This window comes from Paludibacter jiangxiensis, from assembly GCF_001618385.1.
In the GTDB taxonomy this organism is placed as follows: Bacteria; Bacteroidota; Bacteroidia; order Bacteroidales; family Paludibacteraceae; genus Microbacter; species Microbacter jiangxiensis.
In genome coordinates this window covers 804767-828431 of the sequence record NZ_BDCR01000003.1, presented here as the reverse complement: position 1 = coordinate 828431, position 23665 = coordinate 804767, and the positions used below count along the sequence as shown (strand labels likewise).

At 44.6% G+C, this 23665-nt stretch carries 16 protein-coding genes; all 16 read left to right on the top strand.

Going from position 1 to position 23665, the window contains the following annotated elements; all coding sequences use genetic code 11:
* Window positions 1–4: 4 nt before the first annotated feature.
* The 16 genes from PJIAN_RS09970 (at window position 5) to PJIAN_RS09895 (ending at window position 23645) form a co-directional block, all read left to right on the top strand.
* Window positions 5–1153, top strand: a complete 1149-nt coding sequence (locus PJIAN_RS09970; protein WP_068704550.1) for an alpha/beta hydrolase — start codon at window positions 5–7, stop codon at window positions 1151–1153.
* A 12-nt stretch (window positions 1154–1165) separates the two neighbouring features.
* Window positions 1166–2380: an alpha/beta hydrolase gene (locus tag PJIAN_RS09965; RefSeq protein ID WP_068704548.1), complete on the top strand. Its 1215-nt coding sequence runs from the start codon at window positions 1166–1168 to the stop codon at window positions 2378–2380.
* Between the two features lie 8 nt (window positions 2381–2388).
* The gene (locus PJIAN_RS09960) at window positions 2389–3567 is read left to right on the top strand and encodes an alpha/beta hydrolase-fold protein (protein ID WP_068704546.1); all 1179 of its coding nucleotides are present in this window, start codon (window positions 2389–2391) and stop codon (window positions 3565–3567) included.
* Window positions 3568–3787: 220 nt separating this feature from the next.
* A complete protein-coding gene (locus PJIAN_RS09955; RefSeq protein ID WP_068704544.1) occupies window positions 3788–4942 on the top strand; it encodes an alpha/beta hydrolase-fold protein in 1155 nt (384 codons plus the stop codon).
* Between the two features lie 9 nt (window positions 4943–4951).
* Complete coding sequence (locus PJIAN_RS09950) at window positions 4952–6115, top strand: alpha/beta hydrolase-fold protein (RefSeq protein WP_068704542.1); 1164 nt, start codon at window positions 4952–4954, stop codon at window positions 6113–6115.
* Between the two features lie 31 nt (window positions 6116–6146).
* Window positions 6147–8630 carry a glycoside hydrolase family 95 protein gene (locus PJIAN_RS09945; RefSeq protein WP_068704540.1) on the top strand — a complete coding sequence of 828 codons (2484 nt, stop codon included), beginning with the start codon at window positions 6147–6149 and terminating at the stop codon, window positions 8628–8630.
* Window positions 8631–9040: 410 nt separating this feature from the next.
* Complete coding sequence (locus tag PJIAN_RS14920; protein ID WP_153802543.1) at window positions 9041–9355, top strand: hypothetical protein; 315 nt, start codon at window positions 9041–9043, stop codon at window positions 9353–9355.
* Between the two features lie 43 nt (window positions 9356–9398).
* Window positions 9399–10559: a glycoside hydrolase family 43 protein gene (locus PJIAN_RS09935; protein WP_068704536.1), complete on the top strand. Its 1161-nt coding sequence runs from the start codon at window positions 9399–9401 to the stop codon at window positions 10557–10559.
* A gap of 35 nt (window positions 10560–10594) precedes the next feature.
* On the top strand, window positions 10595–11794 hold the full coding sequence (locus PJIAN_RS09930) for an alpha/beta hydrolase-fold protein (RefSeq protein ID WP_068704534.1): 1200 nt from the start codon (window positions 10595–10597) through the stop codon (window positions 11792–11794).
* 122 nt (window positions 11795–11916) lie between these two features.
* Window positions 11917–13023, top strand: a complete 1107-nt coding sequence (locus PJIAN_RS09925) for a glycoside hydrolase family 43 protein (protein WP_068704707.1) — start codon at window positions 11917–11919, stop codon at window positions 13021–13023.
* A 47-nt stretch (window positions 13024–13070) separates the two neighbouring features.
* Window positions 13071–15680, top strand: a complete 2610-nt coding sequence (locus tag PJIAN_RS09920; protein ID WP_068704532.1) for a glycoside hydrolase family 9 protein — start codon at window positions 13071–13073, stop codon at window positions 15678–15680.
* Between the two features lie 73 nt (window positions 15681–15753).
* Window positions 15754–17688, top strand: coding sequence for a sialate O-acetylesterase (locus PJIAN_RS09915; RefSeq protein ID WP_068704530.1), 1935 nt, complete (start codon window positions 15754–15756; stop codon window positions 17686–17688).
* A 429-nt stretch (window positions 17689–18117) separates the two neighbouring features.
* Window positions 18118–19575: an MFS transporter gene (locus PJIAN_RS09910; RefSeq protein WP_068704528.1), complete on the top strand. Its 1458-nt coding sequence runs from the start codon at window positions 18118–18120 to the stop codon at window positions 19573–19575.
* Between the two features lie 131 nt (window positions 19576–19706).
* Entirely contained in the window at window positions 19707–20828 is a 1122-nt protein-coding gene (locus PJIAN_RS09905; protein ID WP_068704526.1) for an endo-1,4-beta-xylanase, read from the top strand.
* An 82-nt stretch (window positions 20829–20910) separates the two neighbouring features.
* Entirely contained in the window at window positions 20911–21882 is a 972-nt protein-coding gene (locus tag PJIAN_RS09900; RefSeq protein ID WP_068704524.1) for a glycoside hydrolase family 43 protein, read from the top strand.
* Window positions 21883–22307: 425 nt separating this feature from the next.
* Complete coding sequence (locus tag PJIAN_RS09895) at window positions 22308–23645, top strand: site-specific integrase (protein WP_068704522.1); 1338 nt, start codon at window positions 22308–22310, stop codon at window positions 23643–23645.
* The last annotated feature ends 20 nt before the right edge of the window (window positions 23646–23665 follow it).

The window sequence follows — 23665 nt, the reverse complement described above, 5'->3', positions numbered from 1 at the left end:
GCTCATGAATATCAAACATATTTTTATAGCTTTTGTTGCAGCTGCTTTTTGTCAAATGGCACCGGCTCAGACTGTAGTGGAAGATTTCAAACCGTCGTCGGTTAATCAGCCGGGGAAAATGTTTCCTCAGGTGAACTCCGAAGGACGGGTTCGGGTCAGCATTCCAGCTCCGAATGCACAGAAGGTGCAACTCGATATCGGCGGTGTGAAGTACGACCTGAAAAAAGACGATAAAGGCGTTTGGACCGGTGAATCTGCTCCGCAGGTTGAAGGTTTCCACTATTATCAACTCAATGTGGATGGTGCTTCGGTTCCCGATCCGGGAAGTCTCTATTTTTATGGTGCCAGCCGTTGGGGCAGCGCTATTGAAATTCCAGCACCCGATCAGGATTTTTATGCACAGAAGGATGTGCCCCATGGCTTGGTTAGTCAGAAAATGTACTTTTCAAAAGTTACTAACTCATGGCGTCGTTGCTTTGTGTATACTCCGGCCGAATACGATAAGAATCCGTCGAAACGTTATCCGGTGCTCTATTTGCAGCACGGAAGCGGAGAGGACGAAACCGGCTGGCCTACCCAGGGGAAAGCCAATCTGATTCTCGATAACCTGATTGCTGCAAAAAAGGCAGTTCCTATGATTATCGTCATGGATAATGGTTATGCAACCAAAGCAAATGCAAGCGCGCCAAGCAAAAGTGCTTTCCCGTTTGAAGAGGTGATGATTAATGAAATTATCCCGATGATCGACGCTTCTTTCCGTACGCTTTCCGATCGCGAGCACCGAGCCATGGCCGGTCTGTCGATGGGAGCCAACCAGACTATCACCATTACGATGAATAATCTGGATAAATTCTCTTACATCGCCGGTTTCAGTGGAACTTCCAACTATCCGCGTACCGAAGCCATTGATGTGGAAAAATTTATGGGTGGCAAGTTCAAAGACGGAGCAGCGTTGAATAAGCAGATCAAACTTTTCTGGCTAGGTTTGGGCACGGTAGAACCGGCTCCATTCCCGGGATCGGTGAAAGCTTTTCGTAATATGCTGGAAAAACAAGGCGTGAAATATACCTATTATGAATCTCAGGGCACGGCTCATGAATGGCTTACATGGAGACGTGATTTAAATCAATTTGCAGCGTTACTTTTCAAATAATCTAATAAAACGATGAAGAAAATTGTGATGGCAATGCTAAGTCTGGCTGTCAGTGCCGTTAGCTTTGCGCAAGAAAATAACTATCCGGCCGATACAAAACCGGCTTCGACAAACATTGTCGGACAGGATTATCCGCGCGTCGATTCTCAGCGACGGGTTTATTTCCGTTTTCGTGCTTCGGGAGCACAAACTGTTTCTGTAGGTCTGGGCAATACACCGCTCACCAAAGGTGAAGATGGTTTTTGGACCGGAGTAACAAAACCAGAAGATCCCGGTTTTCATTATTATACCCTGAAAATTGACGGCGTTGAGGTGGCTGATCCTTCAAGCGAATCGTTCTTCGGAGCAGGTAAAATGATGAGCGGTATGGAAATTCCCGAAGATGGTGTTGACTTTTATAACATCAAAAACGTGCCTCACGGTACAGTTAACTCTTTCTGGTACTTTGCCAAGTCTACAGGCGAATACCGTCATGCTTACATTTACACTCCGCCGGGATACGACCAGAATACCAAACAACGTTATCCGGTACTCTACCTGCAACACGGCATGGGAGAAGATCGTCGTGCCTGGTCGACTCAGGGACGTGCCAACTTTATCCTCGACAACCTGATTGCTGAAGGAAAAGCCAAACCGATGATTATTGTGATGGAAGATGGTGGCATTGCTGCCGGTATGGGTGGTGGTCCACGCCGTCCTGCAGGGCCACGGCCTCAGGGTCAGCCGGGAGCTCCGCAAGGTCAGGCTCCGCGTAGTCCTATGGGTGCACCTGCCGGGATGGTCTCTTTCTGGGATGGATTCGGAAAAGTGATGATTGCGGATCTGATTCCGACCATCGATGCAAACTATCGTACACTTTCCGATCGCGAACACCGTGCCATTGCAGGTCTTTCACTTGGAGGTACTCAAACATACGGTATTTCACAGGCTAATCTGGACAAATTCTCGCATATTGGAATCTTTAGCGCTCCATTTGGTTTCCCAGGTGTGGAAACCGGGTACAACGGGTTGTTGCAGAAACCGGCTGAATTTGCCAAATTAGTGAAGGTGTTTTTCGTAAGCATGGGTTCCAAAGAAGGTCCGAATTCCGGCCGTGCCATTCACGAAGCGCTCGACAAAGCCGGCGTGAAGAACGTATATTACGAAGCTCCTGGTACTGCTCACGAATTCCAGACATGGCGCAAGAGCCTGTACGGTTATGCCCAACTTTTGTTTCAGGATAAATAACTGATCCGATGAAAAAAACGATTCTGATCCTTTTGGCTGTTCTGTCGCAGACTGCTTTTGTCTGCTTCGGACAGGAGGCTGATAATTCGAAACCGGCATCAACGAATGTTGTCGGTGCCGATTATCCGCGTGTCGATGCACAGCACCGCGTGCTCTTTCGTATTAATGCACCAAAGGCGACAAGTGTTGTGGTGAGTCTTGGAAATACGGCGCTGACTAAAGGAGAAGATGGTTTCTGGACAGGTAGAACAGAGCCCCAGACTCCCGGATTTCTTTGCTATACGATCAAAATCGACGGTGTTGAACTCAACGATCCTTCGAGCGAAACATTCTATGATGCAGGCCATATTTACAGTTGTATTGAAGTGCCTGAGCAAGGCGTTGACTTTTACGACATAAAAGATGTGCCGCATGGCGATGTTCGCTCGGTTTGGTATAAAGCCAAATCGACCGGTGAAATGCGCCACGCTTATATTTATACTCCGCCGGGATATGACCAGAATGTCAAACAGCGTTATCCGGTTCTCTACCTGTTGCATGGTATGAATCAGGATCGTCGTGCGTGGGAGAGTCAGGGCAGAGCCAATTTTATTCTTGATAATCTCATTGCTCAGGGTAAGGCAAAACCGATGATTCTAGTGATGGAAGACGGAGGCCTTGCCGGAATTAATCTTGCGGCCCGCAGGGCTCAGAGTCCTGCAGGATCTGCTAATGCAGCTCAACGTCTGGGTGGAATGGATCCTTTCTGGAATGCTTTTGCCAAGATTATGATAGAGGATATTATTCCGATGGTCGATACAAGATACCGCACGCTTACCGATCGTGAGCATCGGGCTATTGCAGGTCTTTCTCTCGGCGGTGCTCAAACATATCAGATTTCCGAAACTAATCTCGATAAATTTGCAAGTATCGGTGTTTTTAGTGCCGCTCCTTTTGGCTTTGCTGGTATTGAGAAGGCTTACAATGGTTTGCTTACCCAACCGGATGCTTTTGCTAAGCAAGTTAAGGTATTCTATATCGGTCAGGGTTCGGCAGAGGGACCGAATGCCGGTCGTGCTATTCATGAACAATTACAAAAAAACGGAATAAAGCACGTGTATTACGAAGCTCCGGGTACTGCGCATGTCTTTCAGACCTGGCGTAAATGCCTCTATGGCTTTGCTCCCTTGCTATTTCAGGATAAATAATGCGGATCAGGAGTTGAAATAATTACTAAATATCGGATCATTAACTTGACCGTAGGTCATACATATCAAACAACGTTCAGCGAAGCTAATAGAAAATGTAATTCCCGCATTAATGCAACCCCGTATGGGATTGAACTCTGAGCACGGTATTTATTTTCTATTGATATATAAGTTCTAACGGACTATTTTCCACTTCTGATTCGTATAAATAATTGATTGGATGAGAAAAACGTTTTTATTGTTTTTTGCTGTTCTGTTGCAGACTTCCATTGTCTGCTTCGGACAGCAAGCTGATAATTCGGCACCGGCAGTAACCAATATTGCAGGGGCCGAATATCCGCGTATTTTGCCCGACCTGCGGGTTATGTTTCGGATAAAAGCACCCGAAGCTCAAAAGGTGCAGATCGATTTGGGCAAGAAATATGACATGGAGAAGGGAAGCGATGGTTTCTGGACGGTCACTACCGCTCCGCAGGTTCCCGGTTTTCACTACTACTCTCTGGTGATTGATGGCGTGGCTGTTGCCGATCCGGCAAGCGATACCTTCTTCGGTATGAGTCGAGAAGCAAGCGGCATCGAGATTCCTGAAGCGGGAGTCGATTTTCACCTTATTAAAGATGTGCCTCACGGAACGGTGCAAAGCAAACGCTATTTTTCGTCCAAAACAAACTCGTGGCGCAGAATTTTTGTCTATCTTCCTCCCGGATACGAACAAAATCTGACTAAGAAATATCCGGTGCTTTACCTGCAACACGGAGCCGGTGAGGATGAAACCGGCTGGGTGAAACAGGGTCATCTGGATATTATTATGGATAACCTGATTGCCGAAAAACAGGCCGTTCCGATGATTGTTGTTACTACCAACGAGTATGTTATTCGCAACATAGGAGCGGGTTACAACACCGAATCGACCAACCACTTCATGGATCTTTTCAAAGACGAATTGGTCGACGTGATTATCCCGTTTGTGAACCAAAATTATCGGATTGAGAACGATCGCGAACATCGCGCCATTGCGGGGCTTTCGATGGGCGGCGGCACCTCTTTCCGGATAGGAATGCTGAATCCTGATAAGTTTGCCTGGGTGGGAGCTTTCAGTTCGAGTGCTTTTCGCGGGACAAACGGCAATATCTTTGATGCCGAAAAACAAATTCCCGGCATCTTTACCAATCCCGAAAAATTTAACAAGCAACTGAAACTGCTTTATATCTCCAGCGGAGAGCAGGATCATTCGTACGAGTACACGAAAAAGACCATTGAAACATTTAAGGAGAAGGGTTTTAAACTGGAATACAACTATTTTCCCGGAGCTCACGAATGGCATGTGTGGCGGAAAGCGTTGCACGATTTTGTACCTAAATTATTCAAGAAATAGAAAACGATTATGATCCGGAAATTTATCACAACAGCGGTGCTGTTCTTCATTCTGATGATTTTACTGATCGGCAAGGTTAGTGCGCAAGAGGTGAACCCCGGCAAACCGGCTGCAACCAATATTGCCGGTGTCGAATATCCGCGTATTTTGGACAACCTGAGCGTTGTTTTCAAAATCAAAGCGCCCGACGCTAAAAAGGTGCAGATTGATTTGGGAAAACTGTACGATATGACCAAAGATGATCAGGGTTTCTGGACGGTTACCACAGCGCCTCAGGTTCCCGGTTTTCACTATTATTCGTTGGTGATCGACGGCGTGAAGGTTGTTGATCCTGCCAGCGAAACGTTTTACGGCATGGGGCGCATGGCTAGCGCAATCGATATTCCTGAGAAAGGTGCCGGTTTTTACGAAGTGAAAGATGTTCCGCACGGAGCGCTGAGTTCCAAATACTATTTCTCGAAGGTAACCAACAGCTGGCGCAGGTTGTTTGTCTATACTCCTGCCGGATACGATGTTAATGCAAAGGTAAAATATCCGGTGGTGTACATTCAGCATGGTGGCGGAGAGGACGAACGCGGCTGGGCAGTGCAGGGCAAAACGGATATAATCCTCGACAACCTGATTGCTGAAGGCAAAGCCAAGCCGATGATTGTAGTGATTTCTAACGGAAATGTAACTACAGGTAAAGGTGGAGGCGGGTATAGCAATGCTGCGATGGCTGCTTTCAAAGAAGAAATGACGAAAAATATTGTTCCTTTTATCGATAAAACGTACCGCACGATTGCCGATGCGAACCACCGTGCGTTATGCGGCCTTTCGATGGGTGGCGGGCAGGCTTTTTATGCAGGCTTGGGCAGCCTCGATTGTTTTTCTTCTGTCGGCGTTTTCAGTTCGGGAATCTTTGGTGGCATCGCCAATCCGAACGGGAAAGTGTTTGATGCGGATAAAGAAATTCCGGGTTTGCTGAGCAACTCAACGTCGTTCAATCAAAAATTGAAACTGTTCTACGTCTCTGTGGGCGAACAGGATCCCCGTTTTGAGTTTACAAAAAAGGAGGTGAAGAAATTTCAGGATAGCGGACTGAAGGTGCAGTTTGCCTCATTCCCCGGCGATCACGAGTGGCAGGTTTGGCGTAAATCATTGCACGACTTTGCCTCAAGGGTTTTTAAATGAGTGAAATGGTATAATCAATAAAATATTGAAAATGAGACTCTTTAAAGTAAGTTTTTTAGGTATTGCATTGAGTGTGTGCTTTTCGGTGCAATGGGTACAAGCTCAGCAAAATAAGCTGATTATGTGGTATGAAAAACCTGCCAAACAGTGGGTGGAAGCTCTTCCGGTCGGAAATGGCCGTTTGGGAGCGATGGTTTTTGGAGATCCGGCGAAGGAAACGATTCAGCTGAATGAAAATACCGTCTGGGCCGGGAGTCCCAACCGAAATGACAATCCGAATGCCAAAGCTTCATTGAGCGAAGTCCGGAAACTTATTTTTGAAGGCAAATATAAAGAAGCTCAGGATCTTGTCAATCAAAATTTCATCAGTAAAACTTCGCATGGCATGTCCTATCAGACGGTAGGAAATCTCCGACTGAGTGCTCCGGGCAACAGCAACTACTCCGGTTATTACCGCGAACTTGATTTGGCAAGAGCTGTTACGTCAACACGTTATACCAGGAACGGGGTTAACTTCAAAACGGAAACATTTTCTTCGTTTCCCGATCAGGTAATTGTTGAACGGATTACAGCCGATAAACGGGGCGCTATCAGTTTCACAGCTTCGATGGATCGCCCCACCGGAAGAGACCGCATTCCAACCTGCTCCGTAAAAACCAACGGTAAAAATGAACTGGTGTTGACGGGTATTACCAGCGATCAGGAAACGGTAAAAGGAGGGGTGAAATTTGAAGCAAAGGTGAAGATTCTCACTGATGGCGGTGTTGTATCTGCAACGGATTCGACTTTGAATATTGCCAATGCCAATGTGGTAACAATCTACATTTCCATGGCCAGTAATTTCAATAATTATCATGATATTAGTGCCGATGCCGGTGCGAGAGCGGATGCCTATTTGCAAAAAGCATTGAAAAAAAACTATGCAGAAATACTTAAAGCTCACGTGGCAGACTTTCAGAAATATTTCAACCGTGTAAGTTTCGATCTCGGAACTACCGATGCAGCAAAAAATCCGACGGATGTTCGGTTGGCACAGTTTGCCAAGGGCAACGATCCTCAGTTTGTCGCATTGTATTTCCAGTTTGGCCGCTATTTGCTGATTTCTTCTTCCCGACCCGGCGGTCAGCCCGCTAACCTTCAGGGTATCTGGGCCGATCAGCTGATGCCGGCATGGGACAGCAAATATACAGTGAACATCAATACCGAGATGAACTACTGGCCTTCCGAACCGACTAATCTGACCGAGATGAATGAGCCTCTGATTCAGATGGTGAAAGAGCTTTCGCAAACCGGTCAGCAGACGGCCAAAGATATGTATGGAGCCAATGGTTGGGTTTTGCACCACAATACCGATATCTGGCGTATCAACGGTCCTGTTGATGGTGCATTCTGGGGAATGTGGCCGATGGGAAGCGCATGGATGTCGCAACATCTGTTTTATAAGTACGAATACAGTGGCAACAAGGAATATCTCAAAACGGTTTATCCTGTCATAAAAGGAGCCGCGCAGTTCTTCCTCGATTTTCTGGTAGAAGAACCTAAAACCAAATGGTTGGTGATATCTCCGTCCGTTTCTCCTGAAAATGCCCCGACAGATCACCCCGATTATTCCATCTCGGCAGGAACAACCATGGATAATCAACTGGTATTCGATATTTTCAATATTACCGTAAAGGCGGCAGAAGTGTTGAAAGTTGATAATGAGATGGTGGCAAAAATTAAATCAACAATGAGCCGTCTAGCTCCGATGCAAATCGGTAAATGGGGTCAGTTGCAGGAATGGATGTACGACTGGGACAATCCGAAAGATAATCACCGTCATGTTTCTCATTTATACGGACTATTCCCTTCCGGTCAAATATCGCCTTACAGAACGCCGGCGTTGTTCGAAGCTGCCAAAACGTCTTTGATCGCCCGTGGCGACGAATCTACCGGTTGGTCTATGGGTTGGAAGGTAAACTGGTGGGCGCGCCTGCTCGACGGCAATCATGCCTACAAACTCATTACCGATCAGTTGACTCCTGCTATTCAGTCCGGTGGCAGACAAAAAGGAGGGACTTATCCTAATTTATTCGATTCACACCCGCCTTTCCAGATCGATGGAAATTTTGGCTGTACGTCGGGAATCACAGAAATGTTGATGCAAAGTTACGACGGAGCTATACAGCTGCTGCCTGCATTGCCTACTCTCTGGAAAGATGGAAGTGTAAAAGGCCTCAGAGCAAAGGGTGGTTTTGAAATTGATATTAAATGGGCAAAGGGAGAGCTTGCTGATGCTACCGTAAAAGCATCGATCGATGGTAATTGCCGTCTGAGATCCTACGTTCCGTTAACCGGAGCCGGCCTGAAAAAAGCAAACGGCAACAATCCGAATTCATTTTATGATGTTCCGAACATTATCACGCCTATCGTACATGCGACAACGGCAGCGGTAAAAAGTGAGATGAAGAAAATATATGAGTATGATGTATTGATGAAAAAGGGCGATGTTCTGAAAGTAAAAAAACAGGATTAAGAGCCAAAATGTGATTCCCGCATAACGGGAAATAGATTATAGAAAACCGGGCAAGGTATTCTCTGCAATGCAGTGATACTTTACCGGTTTTCTTGAATAGAGACACCTTATTTTCGATTGAAGGTTCAAAATCGGGAAGCGTTTTTCCTGTCAGGTATCTTCACCTTAAAGTTCGATTTTACGGTTTTGCTGTCGGTAGAACAGTAAGAAAATGGTCGTCGGAATTTGAGCCACAATTTTAAATTGTACAATAACGTCGTCAACCTGTAGTGACGGGCCTGAAAAAAAACAGAACCCTGCGTTATAACGGATTGTTTTTTTACTTACATTTGGTAATTAACATACAATTGTTTTGTTGTAAATACTTGTATGTTGCATATATTCAGCGTTTTAATTAACCTTTAAAATCCATGAAGAAGCTCGTTATTCTTGTCATGCCCGCCGTTTTACCGTCGGTTATGATGGCACAGACTTCGGAAAACACTTCGCAGTCGGTAATTAAAAAACAGCCGATTCCTACAGTAACTATTCCCTCCCAGCTGGGTTCTACAGGATTTGGAATGTCCCAAATCACCAAACCCACCAACGACAATGCTCCTGTTTCGCGTCCGATGAGCGCCAGCGCCTGCAACAGCAATCTCTTTGTTTTTACCGATTTTCTAAGGGGTCAAGCGACTTCCATGCCGCTTGGTTTTTATCTATCAAGTGACCGGCAAACCGCATAATTCCTATCAATAATACAAACTAATTTATTGCAGATACTTTACAATGATACGTTTAAAAAATAACTGGACAGGCATTCTGTTGGTTGCACTGTCGTTTACATCAATTCAGGAAGTCGCTACGGCTCAACAACACGATCAGCCGGAAACCCGGAGTAAAATCGTTCCCGGAGAACAGGCGCCTCCAGCCGATCCGGGGCAACGGAATTTTGGAGGAATGCTCCCTGCAACAGGCGCACCGAGACCAGCCAGACGGCCCATAACGCCGCGTCCCGAACCTAAAATTGAGACGGTGGCACTGGAACAAATCTCCATGAGCGATCCATATATTTTCCCTGACGAAAAGAGCCATACATATTATCTTACCGGAACCGGCGGTCGTTTGTACAAAAGCAAAGATCTGAAAATGTGGACAGGACCCTATTCTATAATCGATCTGTCGGGTACCTGGATGGACGGACTGTTTGTTGCAGCCGCTGAAATTCATCGCATCGGCAATAAATATTATTATGCCGGAACGTGGAGTGATCACAATCATCTGATCGAATATGTACCTCTTCGGTACAATGTGCCTCGCAACCAGACTCAACTGTTGGTGGCCGACTCGCCCGAAGGCCCTTACAAGCCCTTGGTGGCCGATCATGAGTTTTGTCTCGGCCCTGAAAACTGGGATATCATAGACGGAACGCTTTACGAAGAGAACGGCACTGCATACATGGTTTTTGTGCATGAATGGACACAACTTATCGACGGCACAATGGATTACATGCCACTCTCCAAAGATTTGACCCACCGTACCGCCGAGCCTACTACTATGTTTCGCGCCAGTGCAGCACCATGGTCGAAAGAGATGAACAGTATCGGCGAAGCAACATTTGGATTGAAGATGCCCGGTTGGGTGACAGATGGCCCCGAAATGTTCCGCACCAAAACCGGCAAATTGGGCATGTTGTGGTCGAGCTGGGGCGAACACCGGTATGCGCAGGGCATTGCTTATTCAACTTCTGGCAGCATCAAAGGTCCGTGGGTGCACGAGGCAGAGGCATTCAAGGGAGATAACTCCGGTCACGGAATGTTATTTACCACTTTTGAAGGCAAACGATTGTTTATTGTTCATCATGCTGAAGGTAACGGCCCGCGTAAACCCCAGATATGGGAGGTCGACGACTCGGGTGATAAACTTGTTTTGGGTAACAGATACCTTTAATTTATTACTAAATAGAACTTTAATAACTTATAATCATGAAAAAAATAACACTATTAATGGTGGCATTGGTTATGTGTGCCATCGCATCGGCTCAGTTTGCAGGTATTCAACAACGTGGCCCGCAGGAAGAAGCACTTCCCGAAGGTTTCAAACCGAGCGCAACCAATATTTTTCTGGCGCAGTATCCGGCCGTCAATGCTACAACACGTCAGGTGATGTTTCGTGTCAACGCTCCTACAGCTCAAAAAGTACAGATCGATTTGTGCAACAAAAAATATGACATGGTGAAGGACGAAAAAGGCGCATGGACCTGCACTTCCGATCCTCAGGTCGTGGGCTTTCACTACTATGCCGTACTTATCGACGGTGTTCCGGTAATGGATCGCAATACCGATGCCTATTTCGGTAGCAACTGGAAATCGTCGGGTGTAGAGATTCCCGAAGGACCGGAAGGTGATTATTACCGTTTCAATAAAAACATTCCTCACGGACAGATTCGTTCTTTATACTACTGGTCGGAACTTAACGGACTGGAACGTCACGTGAACGTATATGTGCCTGCCGAATACGAACAGAATCCGACCAAGAAATATCCGGTTCTGTACCTGCTTCATGGTTGGGGAGAAGATGAAAACGGATGGTCGAATCAAGGTCACATGGGCAACATTATGGATGGGCTGATCGCAGCTCAAAAGGCTGTTCCAATGATTGTGGTAATGGAAAGCGGCGATATCAAAACCAACCCGGATGTCCGCAAAGCTGCAACCAACGATGTTACTCAAATCTATGTGAAAGACCTGATGCCGTTTATCGAAAAGACATTCCGAACTCAGGCCGATCGTGACCACCGTGCTATGGCAGGTTTGTCGAGAGGCGGAGGTCAGACAACCTCAACCGTATTTCCCAATATGGATAAATTTGCATGGATGGGAACCTTTAGCGGTTTCTTTATGGGTATGAGAATGGGTGGCAACAATGCAGCTCCGGCTCCAGATATGAAAACACAGGTTGAAACTTCATTCAACGGAGTGTTTAAAGATGCTAAGGCTTTCAACGATAAAATGCACCTTCTCTTCATCAGTACCGGGACGGCTGAAAATAGTCCGAAAGCTGCTGTAGATGCACTCAAGGAGCATGGTATTAAGGTGGTTTTCCACGAATCGCAGGGAACTGCCCACGAATGGCTGACCTGGAGACGTGCTCTCAACGAATTTGCCCCCAGATTGTTTAAATAACGTCCATTTCTACAAGCCGGTCGATGGTTGGAGTAAGTTGCATTGAGGACGTAAAAACTCAATCAACTTATTCCTTTTGCAAGCCTCATGCGGCAATCATAAACATCTCAAATCCCAAAATCATGGTAAAGCACTATTCATTCCTTCTTTCGATCGTTTTCTTAAGCATACTCTTTTCTCTTTCCGGTTTTGCACAAGAAACAACTGCTGTTCCGCAGACCGGAATCGTTATCGTTCCCAAGGCTCAAAAGCCATTAAAACAGAAAAAGTTTAACGAGAAAGATCTGGCCGGTTACCTGCTGGTTTATTTCAAAGATCAGGATCAATCGGCCTACATGGCCATCAGTGCCGACGGATACACCTTTACGGATGTGAATGGCGGTAAACCTGTGTTTGTAGGCTCTCAACTGGCCGAACAGAAGGGCGTACGCGATCCGCATATCACACGTGGTCCCGACGGAGCCTTCTATCTGGCAATGACCGATTTGCATATCTTCGGCAAGCGTGCCGGTTATCGCGATACCGAATTTGAACGTCCTGCCGAAAAATACGGATGGGGAAACAACCGGGCGTTGGTACTTATGAAGTCGTACGATCTGATCCATTGGTCACATGCCGATTTTCGCGTTGACAAAGCCTTTCCCGAACTGGGAGATATCGACTGCTCGTGGGCTCCCGAAACCGTTTACGATCCTGTTGCCAAGAAAATGATGGTCTATTTCACGATTCGTTATAACAACAAATCCTGTCATCTCTACTACTCCTATGCCAATTCCGATTTTACCAAACTCGAAACTACACCCAAACAAATTACCGGAATCGATGGGTTGGATGGCGATATCACCAAGGTGGGTAACAACTACCAACTATTTTACGTAAACGATGCCAAAGTTCTACATGCTGTTTCCAATAAAATCAACGGCGATTATAAAGTCGAAGGTGGCCGTATCGATCCCGAAAAGGTATCGACCGAAGCTCCCAACCTCTTTCGCCGTCTTGGAACCGATGCCTACGTGTTGATGTACGATGTCTACGGTGCCCGCCCAAGCAACATGGGTTTCAGCGAAACTACTGATTTTGTTCATTTCAAAAATATCGGTCATTTCAACGAAGGTGAGATGAAAACGACCAATTTCAAAAGCCCCAAACATGGTGCCGTCACTTATCTCACAAAAGCAGAACTGAAAGCCGTGGCCGATCATTGGAAAATAGCTATCGATCTGAAATAAGTAGGGCGGCAGAACGTATTGCACTACCAATTTAATACCATTATCCCATGTATAACACAAGCCATAAACTCAAGAAAATCCTGCATGTTGTGGTTGCTCTGGCACTGTCAACAGCTTTCGGCTATAGTCAGCAGAGCGCCTTTCAACTGAATGATTTGGGCGTATTCAAAAAGCGGGGTGTCGATCTGATGATTTACAACGACTCGTACAATGCAGGCGGATTTTTTGATGAGAAGGTCAACGGGATAGAGATGATACAACATGGTGTGCGTACCGTAACCGGTGGAGCTGTCCGTCTCAGTCCTACGCCCGAACAGTGGGATCTGGTTCCAACGGCATCCGATCGCACTATCGATGCCAAAGGTAATTCGGTCTCGGTCTCCCTTTACTATAAGGAGTATGATTTTACCAGCAAAATTAAGGTGGAAGGCAAAGGCAACGGTTGCCTTATCACCGTTACGCTCGATAAACCTCTACCAGCAAAATTAGCAGGGAAAGCTGGTATGAACATTGAATTTCTGCCGGCTACTTATTTCAAAAAGACTTACCTGATGGATCAGAAAACCGGCATTTGCCCTGTGGTGGCAGCCGGTCCGACGGTAGCCGATGCCTTTTCCGAAAAGATTCCGCAGTTCAACAACCTGTTGACCAACGAACGCTTCGGAGATACCTACGCAAAGGTTGTACCGCTTGCTTCGGGTAAAAAGCTGACCCTTTCACCCGATGATCCTAAATCGTTGGTCTCGGTCGAATCGCTTACAGGCCAGATCAGCCTGCTGGATGGACGCAACCTTGCCCCCAACGGATGGTATGTGGTTCGCGAACTGATTCCTGCCGGCAAAACCGGGACGGTAGTTCAGTGGATGTTTACTCCCAATAGCATTGCCAATTGGGTGAAAGAACCCGTAATATCGCATTCGCAGGTAGGCTATTATCCCGATCAGCAGAAAGTTGCTGTAATTGAAATTGATCCCAACGACAAAGCGCTTGCTACGGCCTCGTTGTACCGCATGAATGAAAACGGCACACAGGAGAAAGTCCTGGATGGCAAACTGGCAAACTGGGGTAAATTCATGCGTTACAATTACCTCCGTTTCGATTTCTCTTCGGTCAAAGAAACGGGCATTTATCAAATCAAATACGGCAACGTCAGTTCCGATCCTTTCCCCATCGGCAAAGATGTGTATGCCAACATCTGGCACCCCACGCTCGATACCTGGTTGCCGGTGCAAATGGATCACATGTTTGTGAAAGAGGCCTACCGGGTATGGCATGGCAATCCGCATCAGGATGATGCGCTACAGGCACCTACAGACACGCTTATTCATGATGGTTACCGCATGGGACACACCACAGAAACCAAATATAAACCTTACGAACATATTCCCGGTTTGAATATAGGAGGTTGGTTCGATGCCGGAGATTTCGATATTCAGACAGGGTCGCACAATACGGTGGTCGGATATCTGGTTAGCGCATGGGAAGATCTGAAACTGAATCACGACGAAACTATGGTGGACAAAGAGCGCAAATATGTGGCCATTCATCATCCCGATGGAGTTCCCGATTTGTTGCAACAGATAGAACACGGAACGCTGGCACTGATGGCTCAGTTCCGTGCATTCGGACACTCCATCCGCGGTATTGTACAACCTCACTTATGGCAGTACGACATGATTGGCGATGCCGGAAATCTTACTGATGGATTGGTCTATAATCCAAACCTGAAACCTTTTCAGAAAGACGGTTTTACCTCCGGAACGATGGACGACCGGTGGGCATTTACCAGCCACAGTCCGATGGGCGATGTCGGTTCGGCCACAGCACTGGCAGCAGCCAGTCGTGCCTTAAAATCGTATAACAACAGGCTCTCTGCCGAATGTTTGGCTACTGCTCAGAAGGTATGGATCGACAATGTTTTGAATAAGCAGGAAACGCCGGTCGAAAACGATATGCCGGATTTTTCTCCGGCATTTATGAGATCGATGTCTGTCGGTCAGGAAGCTACGCTGACGATTGAATTGCTGTTGGCGACCAAAGACAAAAAATATTCCGATTTTCTTGCCAAAATATGGCCGGAAGTGAAAAAGAGTCTCGGTGGAGGTCAGCAGAGTATGTCCTTCGGAGCAAGTTCTCTCCGGACTTTGTTGAAGGCCATTCCTTTCATGGGCGAAGAGTATAAAAACGATTTGAGAACAATTGCCCAAAATACGAAGAGGGAGTTGGATGCATTGATTGATAAAAATCCTTACGGAGTGCCTCTGGGACAGGGTGGATTCTACTCTCCCGGCAGTAATTTCTCCATCGTCGACTGGTCGCTGAATAATGCAAAGCTGTACGAATACTTCCCCGATATTATCAGCAGGGAGTATGCCATCCGCGGATTGAACTATATTTTGGGTTGTCATCCGGCATCCAGCATTTCGTTTGTTTCCGGTGTGGGTGTCAATTCCAAACGGGTGACTTACGGCAACAACCGTGCCGACTTCACCTCTATTCCCGGCGGGATGGTTCCCGGTAACTACCTTATCAAGCCTGACTTCTACGAAAACAAAGAGGACTGGCCTTTTATTTGGTACGAAAATGAAGTTGTGGTCGATGGTTGTGCCGGTTACATTTATCTGGCAGCTCTGGTAGATCATCTGCTGCAGAAATAAATTCGTTTTAGTGAGAACAATACCGAAACGTAGTTCTTCTGTCGTTCTTTTGGTAGATTAAAATGGTAATTAAATGAAATTCAAATTATTAATCCTATCTGTGCTTTTAGCTTCAGTATCCGCTTTTGGAGAGGTAAAGCTTCCTAAACTGATTAGCGACGGAATGGTATTGCAACGAAATGCCAAAGTGAAAATCTGGGGTTGGGCTTCCGGCGGCGAAAAAGTAACGGTGCAGTTTATCGGAGCCACTTATCAAACAACAGCAAATGCTCTTGGAGAGTGGAGTATCATGCTTTCCGACCTTAAAGCGGGCGGTCCGTATACCATGCAAATAGACGGGAATAACTCGATAACAGTGAAGGATATTGCCGTTGGCGATGTGTGGGTGTGCTCCGGACAATCCAATATGGGGCTCTCTATGGGAGCACTGGCCTCGGTCTATCCAGATGATATTGCAAAGTCGGAGAATTCGTTCATACGTCAGTTTTATGTCCCGTCGGGGTACCGTTTCGATGGTCGCGATGTCGATTACAAGTCAGGGCAATGGAAAAGCGCTTCGCCTCAAAACCTGCGTATGTTTACGGCAGCCGGTTACTATTTTGCTTTGAACCTGTACCGGATTTACAAAGTGCCAATCGGATTGATTAATGCCTCGCTGGGAGGATCTTCTGCAGAAGCGTGGATTAGCGAGGAGGCCATCAAATCGTTTCCGAAATATTACGAGGATGCCTTGCGCTTCAAAGATCCCGGGTGGATGAAAAGAATCAATAAACAGGATAACGAGCGGGTTGTGAACTGGAATCACGCATTGCGGCAAAATGATGCAGGTTATAAAAGTGAACCGGCATGGACAGATCCGAAACTTAATACCTCCGACTGGTCTGTCATGCACGTTCCGGGTTATTGGCCGGAAAGTCAATTTGGTGCCGAGAACGGTGTATTCTGGTTTCGACGGGAGGTTGAAGTGCCGGCTTCTATGGCAGGTAAAGCCGCAAATATACGGCTGGGTCGAATCGTGGACGCCGATTCCGTCTTTATCAACGGGCGTTTTATAGGAGGCATTGGATCTCAATATTCGGAGCGAAACTATAAGATACCGGAGGGCGTTCTGCATGAAGGCAGCAATACGATTGTTGTCAGGATAATTAACTACATACGTCACGGAGGTTTTGTCCCCGGCAAAAAATACGAATTGACTACCGGCGGACAAACTATTAATCTGGAAGGCGACTGGAAATATAAAGCCGGTTTTGTTGCTGATCCTCTGGAAGAGCGTTTGTTTACCGGTAAAATTCCGACGGCACTCTTCAACAGTATGCTTGCTCCAATGCTGAATTATCGCATCAAAGGAGTTCTCTGGTATCAGGGCGAATCGAATACCAGCAAGGCATTCGAACATTTTTCGTTGTTCAAAACCTTGATAAGCGATTGGAGGAATCAATGGCAGCAGGGCGATTTTCCCTTTATTTACGCGCAATTGCCCAATTTTGTCGAAGTAAATATCGAGAGTACAAAATATGACTGGGCTTACCTGCGCGAAACCCAGCTCAAAACGCTTTCTGCTGTGCCGAATACAGGTATGGCTGTTAGCATCGACATCGGCGAATGGAACGATATTCATCCGGTGAATAAGAAAGATTTGGGTGCTCGTTTGGCCTTAGCTGCCCGAAAAGTAGCTTACGGAGAGAATAAAATCGTATATTTGGGACCGATTTACCGCACGCTGAAGATTGCAGGTAATCAGGTGATTCTGAGCTTTACTAATACCGGCAGCGGTATGGTTGCAAGGAATGGAAAAACGTTGAATTGTTTTGAAGTTTGCGGAAAAGACGGCAACTATCTTCCTGCCGAGGCTCATATTGTGGGCAATTCTGTTATTGTTAGCAGTAGTAAAGTCTCCCAGCCGGTAGCGGTGCGGTATGCCTGGAGTAACAATCCTGAAGGCGCCAACCTGTACAACAAGGAAGGCCTCCCGGCATCTCCGTTCAGAACAAGTGAGCTGTATTGAAAGTGGTTTCTGGTGGGAATGTAAGTTTGGGCAGAAAGAGGTTGCACCATTCTTTTCTAGGTTGAAAATTATTCAAAATCGAAACTGAATTACTCAAAATAAAAAGCCAGAACCATTATTTTATGGCATTTTTGTAGTCTTTGAGTATTTTGCCTGTTTCCGTTTATTTCGGATGCGATGAGAGAAACCGAATGTTCTGTCTTTGTTAAAGATACGATGCATTGTTCAATGTCTCCATGGAACCTATAGATGAAAATTGTATGGCACTTTTTGAAAAAGACTCTTTAGCAAGGTAAGGGGTATCAAGAATCGGGTTTGACAACCATGCCAGTGTACATGGTAGCTTGTTTGTAGCACAATTTTAGATAGAACAATAATATTCATTTAGCGTTGAATAAAAAACTATATACAAATAATTAAATTAATATCATGGATTTGAAATCTCAGAAAGTGTCTGTATTTGAAAAGATTGGCTATAGTCTTGGTGACTTGGCGGCCAATCTGGTTTTCCAAACTTTGATTACCTATTTAGCGTATTTTTACACGGATATTTATGGCCTGAAAAATACCGATGCGTCAATCATTATGCTTGCTGTAGGCTTAGTTGCAGCATTTATCTTCAATCCGATTATTGGAGCCCTCGCTGACAGAACAAACTCCAAATGGGGTAAATTCAGACCGTGGATTCTGTACACGGCGATTCCTCTCGGGGTTGTGGCATTTTTGGCGTTTTCAACTCCTCACTTTTCCTACAAAGGAAAACTTATTTACGCAGCTGTTACCTATACGTTCCTGTTGTTACTGTATGCTTCCAGCAACTTGCCTTATTCGGCATTGAGCGGTGTGCTAACCGGTGAAATGAGCGAACGAAACAGTATCTCTTCTTACCGGTTTATTGCCGTAATGTTTGCTCAGTTCTTTGTTCAGGTATTTATGTTGCCTATCATAGAATATGCCGGCCACGGAGATAAAGCCGTCGGGATTGAAGCCGTTATGACATGGTTAGCCATTGTGGGTACCGTTATGTTGCTCATAACCTTCTTTACAACCAGAGAACGTATCGTCCCCACAGCAGAGCAAAAATCCTCACTCAAGGAAGACCTTTCCGACCTTACGAAGAACAAGCCATGGTTGATCATGCTTTCATTGACCATTTTGATTTTTGTTACTCTTGCCATGAAGGGCGGATCTTACGTTTATTATTTTAATAATTATGTGGATAAAACGGCTCTGACAAACTTTATCAGTCCTATATTGGCTCTGTTAGGTCATTTGGGAATTAATATTTCGGGTTCCGATCCTGTGGCAACAGGTTTTGGACTGTTCAACGGTGGCGGCATCGTATTCCAGTTGATTGGTATCGGTCTGTCGAAAAAACTTGCTGATAAATATGGTAAACGGGATGTCTATCGTTTTGGTTTGTTCGTCTCTACCATCTTTATCCTGATTTTTTACTTCTTTGCACCAACCAGTGTGGCTTTAATGTTCTGTTCGCAAATTCTGCATGGCTTCTTCTACGGGATTACAGTTCCGGTACTTTGGGCTATGATTGCCGATGTGGCCGACTTTTCAGAGTGGAGAACAAACCGCAGAGCAACTGCAATTATCTTCTCTGCAATGATGGTAGGTCTTAAAGCCGGACTTTCAATTGGAGGTTCATTGGTTACATGGATTCTGCACCTCTACGGATATATTCCTAACGAGAGTGGTGCTGCCGGTCATGCACTTCAACCAGAATCGGTAGCTACCGGTGCCAGAATGCTTGTGAGTGTGTATCCTTCAATTCCCTTCCTGATTGGGGTTGGTTTGCTTTTCTTCTATGCGATTGACAAAAAAATGGAAGTTAAAATTGAAGCAGACCTGAAAGCTCGTCGCGCAGAAAAATAATTGAACAATACAATTCATATTGGTCATTTTATAGAATATATTAATCACGAATTTCGCACTTTTTTAAGGTCTGGAATTCGTGATTGACATAAAATACGATGCCCTAACGTAACCAAAAACAACTGATAACAATGAAAACAAGAACAATTTCCGCTATTATTGCGATGATTATTCTGGTATCGACAAACGTGTCGGCCAGAGAAACTTTAGCCAAAGCTACCAAAGGAAAATTCCTGATGGGTGTAGCGATTAATATGCAACAAGTTAATGGTGTTAATCCGGTTGAATCTGATTTGATAGCGAACGAATTCAGCGCAGTAGTTGCCGAAAATTGCATGAAACCACAACCTACCCATCCTCAGGAAAACAAATATGTTTGGGATGATGCAGATAAATTTGTCGCTTTTGGCGAAAAGAACAAGCAAACCGTTACAGGTCACTGTCTTATCTGGCATTCGCAAATCGGTCGATGGATGTTTGTAAATGATAGCGGCAAAGATGTTTCTCCCGAAGTTTTGAAAGAACGGATGCGTCAGCACATTTATGCTGTTGTAGGCAGATATAAAGGCCGTGTAAAAGGTTGGGATGTTGTGAATGAGGCATTTGAAGATAACGGTACATACCGCAAAAGCAAGTTCTACCAGATTTTGGGCAAAGATTTTATCAAATATGCTTTCCAGTTTGCACACGAAGCCGATCCTAACGCCGAATTATATTACAACGATTATAATGTTGAAACTCCGGCTAAATGTGATGCTATTGTTCAACTGGTAAAAGAACTGAAAGCTGCTGGTTGCCGTATCGATGCCGTAGGTTCGCAATCGCACATGCACATGGTCAATCCAACTCTGGAGGCTACCGAAACAAGCTTTAAGAAACTCAAAGCTGCCGGCGTACATATTTTGATTACCGAATGGGATGTCTCTATTCTTCCAAGTCCTTATGACGGAGCAAATATCTCTGCAAGTTTCAAATATTCAAAAGAGATGGATCCTTACCGTGATGGAGTGCCTGCCGATGTTCAGCAAAAATGGAACAAACGCGTACTGGATATGTTCGGTTTGTTCTTGAAATACAGCGATGTGGTAGATCGTGTAACCGTATGGGGATTGAACGATGCAGGAACGTGGCTCAATGGCTTCCCTATTCGTGGTCGTATGGATTATCCGGTACTCTTCGATCGTAAAAATCAACGTAAGAGCGTAGTGGACGAGATGATTAAAATGGCGCAAAAAACCAAAGTGAAAAAATAATACAATCGGGAGTTGTAACGTGGAATTCTGTTAGCCGATTTATTCAACTCCAGTTGTCCTTTACAATCAAAATTATATATAGATGAAACAGCCGAAATACTTAGTTGAGAATGATTTTATGGCCGATCCGGCGGTGCATGTTTTTGATGGTAAACTCTATATTTATCCGTCACACGACCGTGAATCAGGCATTCCGGAGAATGATAACGGAGATCATTTCGATATGAATGATTATCATGTTTTCTCAACCTCCGATATAGAAACCGAACCGGTAACCGATCATGGCGTTGTGCTGAAAGTAAGCGACATTCTTTGGGCTGGTCGCCAGTTGTGGGATTGTGATGTGGCCTGCAGAAACGGTAAATATTACATGTATTTTCCACTGAAAGACCAAAATGATATTTTCCGTCTGGGTGTTGCTATCGCAGATAAGCCAGAAGGTCCGTTTGTTCCACAGCCCGATCCTATTCGTGGTAGTTATAGCATCGACCCTGCTGTGTTTGAAGATACAGACGGCACTCATTACATGTATTTCGGAGGCTTGTGGGGTGGTCAATTGCAGCGTTACAAAGACAACAAAGCGCTCGAAAGTGCTTATTTGCCCGAAGGGGATGAACTGGCTTTGCCTTCAAGAATTGTACGTTTAACGGAAGATATGCTTGGTTTTGCAGAGGAACCACGTCCAGTCGTTATTCTTAATCAGGATGGAACGCCGATGAAAGCAGGACAAACCGAAAGTCGCTTTTTTGAGGCCTCGTGGATGCATCGCTACAATGGTAAATATTATTTCTCGTATTCTACCGGCGATACCCATTTGTTGTGTTACGCTATCGGGGATAATCCTTACGGTCCGTTTACCTATCAGGGTGTTATTCTGACGCCGGTAGTAGGGTGGACTACTCATCATGCCATCGCCGAATTCAAGGGGAAATGGTACTTGTTTCACCACGACAGCGTACCCTCAGGAGGTCGCACCTGGTTGCGTAGCCTAAAAGTACGAGAACTGGAATATGACGCTGATGGAAAAATAATTACTCTTGACGGATTAGCGTAGAGAGAAAACTTTTTTATTTCAAATATAACCGGCAAATGGCGAATCTTTATCGCTGTTTGCCGGTTTTTTTACGTGGAAGAGTTAATGATGTATGTACCTTTCAATTTTATGGGAAATAGAGATATTATGCAATACGAAAAACTATAATTCAATGTGATTGGGAATAATTCTGAAAATAAAAAATCCTAACTGATTTATAATCAATTAGGATTTTATTTTGATGGTACCCAGGATGATATTTGAAATATGAAATAGATTGAAATTGCTAATTTGCTTATTGAGTATCGTAAAACAATTGTATAATAGTCTTTTACAACGTATTTATTCTTTGCTTTTAATGCAGATTTAAGCATGATATTTTATATTATTGCATGTTTGTTGTGCAAAAATATTATATTTGCACAACCATCATTTATCATTGTATTATGGCTACAGTAAAGGCATTCATAAGAACATCCACTAAAAAGACAGAAAAAGTAAATGTTAGATTTCGTCTAAGCGCAGGTAGAGGAGTGCAACTTTTTTATAAGGCGAAGGATATTATGATTGAACCAGATCAGTGGGATTCCAAAGGAGAATCTATAAAAACTCGTTCTGTCTTTATGTATTCCGACACAGAAAAAGCAGAGTTCAAGGCTAAAATTACGAAAAGAAAGACGTTGATTGAAAAGATATATAACGAGGTAAAATTCAAAGAAGATTATACGTCTAATGATCTGGAATTAGATATAGATAAGGCGCTAAATCCAGAAAAGTATGCACCGATAACGAAACAGGAATCATTCTTTGATATTTTTGAGGAGTTTCTATTGAAACATCCAATGTCAGATGTCAGGAAAAAAAATTTTCGTGTTGTGGTGAGAGCTTTGCAGCGATATGAGTTATATGAACAAATTGAAAACCGTAATGCAAACTTCACATTATCTCTGGATGCAGTTTCACCAGATGATTTGCGAAATTTTACTGAGTTTTTAAGAGGAGAGTTTATTATATGTGAAACCCATCCTGAAATTTATGAACAAGTGTCTGAATCTCGAAAACCAAAATCAAGGGGACAAAATACAATAAATGGAGTTCTTGCTAAACTGCGGACGTTTTTTATTTGGTGTGCCGATAATGAAAAAACGTCAAACAATCCATTTCGTAAATTTACGGTAGAAGAATGCGTTTATGGAACTCCTTATTATATCAGCATTGAGGAACGCAATCAACTTTATTATACTGACCTTTCTAATCGTCCTGATTTAGAAGTGCAAAGAGATATTTTTGTTTTTCAGTGTTTGATAGGATGCCGTATATCAGATCTCAATCGACTTTCAAAGCAAAATGTAATAAACGGAGCTATCGAATACATCGCTCGTAAAACAAGAGATAACAGACCCGTTACGGTTCGGGTTCCATTGAATAAAATAGCAAATGAGATACTTGCCAAGTACAATAATTTTCAAGGAGAGTCGTTGCTCCCTTTTTCTTACGAGCAAGAATATAATATTGCTATCAAAGAAGCTTTTACTATTGCGAAATTAACCCGTTCTGTAATGATATTAAACCCGTTGACTCGTGAAAGTGAAATGCGTCCGTTAAATGAAATAGCTTCATCTCATCTCGCTAGACGTACTTTCATTGGCAACTTATACAAACAAGTCAAAGATCCTAATCTTGTAGGGTCTCTAAGTGGTCATAAGGAAGGGAGTAAAGCTTTTTCAAGGTACAGAGATATTGATGAAGAAATGAAGAAAGACTTAGTTAATCTTCTCGTTTAGATAATTCGACACTTTAATTC